This window comes from Caulobacter sp. P1_B12_2, from assembly GCF_056406675.1.
This window is the reverse complement of record NZ_JBFTZS010000244.1, coordinates 1-6900: the sequence shown is the minus strand read 5'-3', so window position 1 is coordinate 6900 and position 6900 is coordinate 1. Positions and strand designations below refer to the sequence as shown.

Here is a 6900-nt window from a genome sequence, read left to right as displayed (position 1 = left end):
GAAGCAGCCCTTGGGCACCCTATAGACCCCGGTGTTGGCCCCGGGCGTGCCCGAACCCCAGCTGTTGGTGACATAGGCCTTGCCGCCCGGCAGGGTCTCCCTGAACCGGCCCACGGGGATCATCTCGCCGAACGGGGCCTCGACCGAGGTTGCGACCAGTCGGCGCGGCACGGCGCGGCCGTTGATCCGCAGCACGCCTTCGACCACCTGGACCTGGTCGCCCGGCAAGCCGATCAGCCGCTTGATGACGTCGGTGCGGATGTCGTTGGGCTTCTTGAACACCACGATGTCGCCGCGCACGGGCGCCTGGCCCAGCAAGCGGCCCTGCGGCAGCGGCGGGCTGAGCGGGATCGAATGCCGGCTCCAGCCATAGGGATACTTGCTGACCAGGATGTAGTCGCCGACCTGCAGGGTGGGCTCCATCGACGCCGACGGGATGGTGAAGGGCTGGCACAGCACCACCCGGGGAACCAACACGATGGCCAGGGTCAGGAGAAGGGTCTTGAGCCAGCCGCGCAGGCCATGCTCGCCGTCGACATCGCGTTTCGCCGTCACGAAAATCTCCCTCCGCTATCGGAAAACCATAACAGCGCGGGGCGGCGACGCGCGTTACAAATGGCTCATGGTTGCGGGAGTGCGGGTGTGGGCGACGACAAGCTTCAACTGAAGAACCTGACCGTGACGGAGGCGCGTGGCCGGATGCTGGCCGGCGCCGCGCGGTTGGGGATCGAGGAGGTCGTCCTGGCCAAGGCCCTGGGCCGGGTGCTGGCCGCGCCGGTCGTCGCCGATCGCGATCAGCCGCCCTTCGACGCCTCTGCCATGGACGGCTGGGCGATCCGCCGCGCCGATCTGGTACCCGGGGCGCGTTTCCAGGTCGCCGGCGAAAGCGCGGCGGGCCGGGCCCACGCCCGCCCCGTCGAGGTCGGCCAGGCGGTGCGGATCTTCACCGGCGCCCCCGTGCCGCCCGGCGCCAACCTGGTGGTGATCCAGGAGAACGCCACGCGAGACGGCGAGACGGTGAGCTTCGCGATCGACCGCGAGCCGCCGCCCGGCAACATCCGCCCTGCCGGCGGCGACTTCCGATCCGGCGACGCCCTGCTGGCCGAGGGCGCCCGGATCGACGCCTGGCGACTGGCCCTGGCGGCCTCCGCCGGCTGGCCCAGCCTCGACGTCGCCGTCCGGCCGCGCGTCGCCATCCTGGCCACCGGCGACGAGCTGGCGCCGCCCGGCTATGTGCCCGCGCCCGACCAGATCTTCGAATCCGGATCCTTCGCCCTGGCGGCGCTGGTCGAGGCCTGGGGCGGCCAGGCGACCCGGCTCAAGGCCCAGGCCGACGACCTGGACGCCATCGCCCGCGCCGTCGCCGAGGCCCCGTGCGACCTGGTCGTCACCGTCGGCGGGGCCKCGGTCGGCGACCACGACCTGGTCAAGCCGGCCCTGCAGACCCTGGGGCTGGACCTGCGCGTCCAGACCATCGCCGTGCGCCCGGGCAAGCCGACCTGGTTCGGAACGCTCAAGGACGGCCGACGCGTGCTGGGCCTGCCCGGCAATCCGGCCTCGGCCCTGGTCTGCGCCGAGCTGTTCCTGCGCCCGCTGCTGGCCGCCCTGACCGGCGCCGATCCTGACCTGTCGATCAGCGCCGGGATCCTGACCGCCCCCCTGCCCGCCACCGGCCCGCGCGAACACTGGATGCGCGCCGCCCGCGCCGTCGACGCCGAAGGCCGGGTCCGGGTCACCCCCTTCCCCGACCAGGACTCCTCGCTGATCGGCGTCTTCTCCCGCGCCGACTGCCTGGTCATGCGGCCGGCCGGCGCGCCTGCGGCGGAAGCGGGGGATGTGGTGCAGCTTCTTCCGCTGGCGCGGGGCTGATCACCACTCCGTCGTATCCGACGCCTCAACTGGCGACGACGCACGCGGAGCATGCTAAGTCCCGCGCGAAGCGGTTTCACGGCGACCGCGGCGGGAGTTTGCGTTCATGGGTCGTCTGGGCAAGATCGCGGCGCACATGGTCCTGGCCTTCGTGGCCATGCTGCTGGCCCAGGCCCTGATCGCCGGCGCCTCGCCGTTCACCCTCGCCTCCCTCGCCCTGGCCGTGCTGTTCGCCGGCTGCGCCCTGCTGGTCGAGATGCTGTTCCAGGTCGAGCGGTCGCCCTGGCGGTTCTTCGCGGCCAGCGACGGCCTGCGCCTGGCCCGTTCGGCTCTGCTGGCGGTCCTGACCTTCGCCCTGATCGCCCGCCTGGCCGACGTGCGCCAGCCGGGCGGCCTGCGCACCCTGGCCGCCGCCTTCGTCCTGATGACGGCGGCTCTGGCGGGCCTGCGCATCGTGCGCCGCGCCCTGCACGAGAAGGTGCTGGTCGACGCCCTGACCCGGTTGCGTCCCGCGCCCGCCTCGCCCGCCCTGCCCCGCCTGCTGATCGTCGGCTCGGCCAACGAAGCCGAGGCCTTCCTGCGCGCCCCCGCCGCCCTGGGCGAACGCTATGCTCCCGTCGGCGTGCTGACCCTCGAGGCCCGCGAGACCGGCGACGAGCTGCGCGGGGTCTGCATCCTGGGCGTCATCGACGATTTCGACACGGTCATGACCCAGCTGCGCGACGGCGGTCTGCAGCCGGCGGCCCTGCTGTTCCTGACCGACGGTCCGCTCAGCGCCTTCGGGGCCGAGCGCCTGGGCCGGCTGAAGACCCAGGGCGTGCGCCTGCTGCGCCGCCAGGGCGGCCTGATCGACATGGGCTCACCGGGGGTCGGGGGCTCGGCCCTGCGCGAGATCAGCCTCGAGGAGCTGCTCAGCCGCGCCCCCGTGCGGCTGGATCCCGCGCCGGTCCGCGCCCTGGTGGCCGGCAAGCGGGTTCTGGTCACCGGCGCCGGCGGCAGCATCGGCTCGGAGCTGGCCCGCCAGATCGCCGCCAGCGGCCCCGCCCAGCTGACCCTGCTGGACGCCGCCGAGGCCAACCTCTTCCACATCGACCGCGAGCTGGGCGAGGCCTGGCCGACCCTGCCCCGCCGCGACGTGCTGTGCGACGTGCGCGACGCCGCCAGGCTGGACCTGGTGTTCGCCGCCGAGAAGCCGGAGCTGGTCTTCCACGCCGCGGCGCTCAAGCACGTCACCCTGGTCGAGAACCACCCCTGCGAGGGCGTGCGCACCAACGTGCTGGGCAGCCGCAATGTCGCCGCCGCCGCCAAGGCCTGCGGCGCGGCCCACCTGGCCCTGATCTCCACCGACAAGGCCGTGGCCCCCGCCAGCGTGATGGGCGCGACCAAGCGCGTCGCCGAGGCCGTGGTCCGCCAGTTCGCCGGCGGGCTCGACGAACAGGGGCAAGGCACCCGGGTCAGCGTCGTGCGGTTCGGCAACGTGCTGGGCTCGGCCGGCTCGGTCGTGCCGATCTTCCAGCACCAGATCGCCCGCGGCGGCCCGGTGACCCTGACCGACGCCGAGGTCGAACGCTACTTCATGACCATTCCCGAGGCCGTGCAGCTGGTCCTGCGGGCCGTGGCCCTGTCGGTCGGCGACATGGAGCCGCCCACGGGCGTCCTGACGCTTGAAATGGGCGAACCGGTCAAGATCATCGACCTGGCCCGGCGGATGATCGAGCTGCAAGGCCTGGTCCCCGACCGCGACATCGAGATCAAGATCACCGGCCTGCGCCCCGGCGAAAAGCTGACCGAGGCCCTGGTCGACGTCAACGAGACCGCCCGGCCCAAGGCCGCCGGCGTCACCGAGGCCACGCCCCTGACGCCGCTGCCGCCGATCCCGCTGGCCGCCCTGGCCGCCCTGGAAGCCGCCGCCCTGACCGGCGATGAGTTCGCCGTTCGCACCCAGCTGTTCGCCCTGGTCGAGGGACTGCGAAGCGTCTCGCCCGCCCAGGCCAGCGCCCGCCAGTCGATCCCGAGCCCGCCGATCCCGGGCAAGCCCGGCAAGGGCAAGACCGCCGCGGCCCGAAGCCAGGCCTGATCCGAACACGCGCCTGGCCTGTCGCCTATAAGGCGAGCGGAAGAGCCAGAATCAGCCTCCCATGCTTTGGCTGGCCAAGCTTGCGATGGCGAGCCGTCCCGTCCCTGGGACATGAGTAGCGTCGGCGGGAACCTGGATGTTCGAACAGACGGTGGACGTCACCCGCCTGGACGGGTTCGTTCGATACACGCGCGGAATCGTGCGCGCCCGTCTGCTTCTGGTCGCCGTGTTCGTGGGTGTGCTGGCCGTCTACACCCCGATGCGCATGGCCCTGTTCGGCGTGGTCGAGCTCGGCATCTATGCGATGCTGTTCCTGGCCACCAAGGCCGCGATGGGCCGAGCCGATCCCGTGGCGGCCTTCCGGCGTCTGCGCTGGCAATCCATCGCCCTGGTCTTCCTGCTGTCGGCCAATGTCTGCGCCCTGGCGGTCAAGATCCGGCTCATGGACGCGCCCATCATGCGGGTGGAAGCCGCGCTGCTGGCGACCTGCGTGCTGCTGTTCGGCGCCCTGCGGGTGCACACCGGCAAGGTCAGCTACGTCACCGCCGTCGGACCGCCGGTGGCGACGCTGCTGTGGATCGCGTTCGACCGCCACACGCCCCTGGCCGCCAACCACTACGCCGCCGCCATGCTGCTGTTCATCGCCGCGGTCCTGACCGCCACTTGGCGCCAGCAGACGACCGATCGCGCCCTGGCCCAGGCCCTGCGCGACCTGGCCCGCAAGAACGCCGACCTCACCGAAGCCGTGGCCGAGGCCAAGGCCGCCAGCCGCGCCAAGTCCGACCTGCTGGCCGTCGCCAGCCACGAGATCCGCACGCCGCTCAACGCCGTGCTCGGCTTCGCCCACGCCCTGCGTCGCGACACCTTCCTGACGCCCACCCAGGCCGACCTGGCCCAGGGCGTGCTGGAGGGCGGCGCCCAGCTGACCCGCCTGCTCGACACCGTGCTGGACCTGGCCAAGCTCGAAGCCGGTCAGGCCGCCCTGACCCTGGCGCCGGTCGACCTGCGCCGCCTGGTCCGGACCGTGGTGCGGGTGTGGAGCGCCCACGCCCAGGCCGTCGGCGTGCTGCTGAGCTTCGAGGACGCCGATCCCGACCTGGCCTACGGCCTGCTGGCCGACGAGGCCAAGCTGGAACAGGCCCTGGTCAACCTGGTCTCCAACGGCCTGAAGGCCTCGCCGTCGGGCGGGGCGGTGGTGGTCCGGCTGGCCGGCGTGGCCAAGGACCAGACGCTGAGCGCCCTGGTCGAGGTGCGCGACACCGGCGCGCCCGTGTCGCCGGAAGACCGCGCCCGGATGTTCGAGGCCTTCGACCAGACCGAACGCGGCCGAAACCTGGGCGGCAGCGGGCTGGGCCTGTCGGTCTGCGCCGCCAACCTGGCCCTGATGAACGGCGAGATCGGCGTGGACGACGTCCCCGGCGGCGACGCCCCTCCAGGCAAGAGCGTTCGGCAGGGCGCGGTCTTCTGGTTCGCCTTCGAGGCGGCCGTGCTGGCGCCCCCGGCCCCGGACGTCGTGGCGGAAGCCGGCGTGGCCGCGCCGATCCGGGTTCTGGCGGCCGAGGACAATCCCGCCAACCGCCGGGTGCTGGCCGCCCTGCTCGCCTCTTCGCCGATCCAGCTGGTGTTCGCCGAGGACGGCGCCCAGGCCCTGGACGCCTGGCGGGCCGAGGCCTTCGACCTGGTGCTGATGGACGTCAACATGCCGGTGCTGGACGGCGTGGCGGCCCTGGCCCAGATCCGTCAGATCGAGGCCTCGGAGCCTCGCGCCCGCACCCCGGTCTGGATGCTGACCGCCAACGTCTTCGACGACGACGTCGCCCGCTATCGCGCCGACGGGGCCGACGGCGTGCTGCGCAAGCCGATCGACACCGTGGCCCTGTTCGCCCTGCTGGCCGAGGTGTCGGAGGCGAAGGGGGTTGTCGAGGCGGCGGCCTCCGTCATGAGCCTTACCCCCTGAATCCGCTCATCCCAGCGAATGCCGGGACCCAGATCCAAAGCTGGGAGACTGATTGGAAGGGCGTGAGCGCTTGGCGACCGCCACACCGCTATTCCATCTGGGTCCCGGCATTCGCCGGGATGAGCGGATCAAAAGGGGCTCAATGGAAGTCCCGGCTGCGCTGCAGCCGGCCCGACGTCCGCATCCGCACCGCCGGAGCCGGCGCTTCGGGGTCTTCCTTGATCCGCGCCAGCTCGGCCGACAGGTCGGTGAAGCCCTCGGCCACCACGTGGATCACGCCGTCGGCGGCCTGGACCTTGCCGTGGACGACCAGGAACGAGGCGCTCATCACCGTGCGGCGGTGGGCGTCGAAACAGTCCTTCCAGACCACCGCGTTGGCGACGCCCGTCTCGTCCTCCAGCGTCAGGAACACCACGCCCTTGGCGGTGCCCGGCCGCTGGCGGATCAGCACCAGGCCGCCGACCGAGACCTTGCGGCCGTTGCGGAGGTCCTTCAGCCGCTCGGCGGGCGTGACGTTCAGCCGGTCCAGCATCGGCCGGAAGAACCGCAGGGGGTGGGCCTTCAGCGACAGGCTGGTGGTGCGGTAGTCCTCGGCCACCTGCTGGGGCAGGGCCATGACCGGCAGGGCCACGGCGTCCTCGAACAGCGGCAGGCCGGCCAGCAGCGGCGCCTGGCTGTCGACCTTGACCTCGCCCTTCAGGCCCTTGACCGCCCACAGGGCGTCGCGCCGGCTCAGCCCCGTGGACGCGAAGGCGTCGGCCTCGGCCAGCAGCTCCAGCCCGCGCTGCGAGACCCCGGCCCGGGCGAAGTCGACGGGGGCGCGAGCCCCGGCGGCGCGGGCGGCCATGACGAGATCGGCGTCGTCTTCCTTGAGGCCCTTGATCTGGCGCAGCCCCAGGCGGACGGCTTTCCAGAGCGGGCGGGTGTCGGGGTTGAAGAGCTTGTCCGAGGCGATAGCCTTCTCCTCACCCGTGAAACGGGGGAGGTGGCGCGTCGC

5 protein-coding genes are annotated in these 6900 nt (G+C 72.4%); 3 read left to right on the top strand and 2 right to left on the bottom strand.

The window, feature by feature from the left end; translation table 11 throughout:
• Positions 1 to 555 (bottom strand): signal peptidase I (lepB, locus tag AC1DZ6_RS15435; protein ID WP_477098041.1); only part of this gene is annotated, 555 nt, incomplete at its 3' end.
• Positions 556 to 615: 60 nt separating this feature from the next.
• Between lepB and AC1DZ6_RS15430 the strand changes: the two genes are divergently transcribed.
• From AC1DZ6_RS15430 to AC1DZ6_RS15420, 3 genes are all read left to right on the top strand, one after another.
• Complete coding sequence (locus AC1DZ6_RS15430) at positions 616 to 1869, top strand: molybdopterin molybdotransferase MoeA (protein ID WP_477098040.1); 1254 nt, start codon at positions 616 to 618, stop codon at positions 1867 to 1869.
• Positions 1870 to 1975: 106 nt separating this feature from the next.
• The gene (locus tag AC1DZ6_RS15425; RefSeq protein ID WP_477098039.1) at positions 1976 to 3946 is read left to right on the top strand and encodes a polysaccharide biosynthesis protein; all 1971 of its coding nucleotides are present in this window, start codon (positions 1976 to 1978) and stop codon (positions 3944 to 3946) included.
• 136 nt (positions 3947 to 4082) lie between these two features.
• The gene (locus AC1DZ6_RS15420) at positions 4083 to 5903 is read left to right on the top strand and encodes a response regulator (RefSeq protein ID WP_477098038.1); all 1821 of its coding nucleotides are present in this window, start codon (positions 4083 to 4085) and stop codon (positions 5901 to 5903) included.
• A gap of 139 nt (positions 5904 to 6042) precedes the next feature.
• Here the strand turns inward: AC1DZ6_RS15420 and AC1DZ6_RS15415 are convergent.
• Positions 6043 to 6900 (bottom strand): OB-fold nucleic acid binding domain-containing protein (locus AC1DZ6_RS15415; RefSeq protein ID WP_477098037.1); only part of this gene is annotated, 858 nt, incomplete at its 5' end.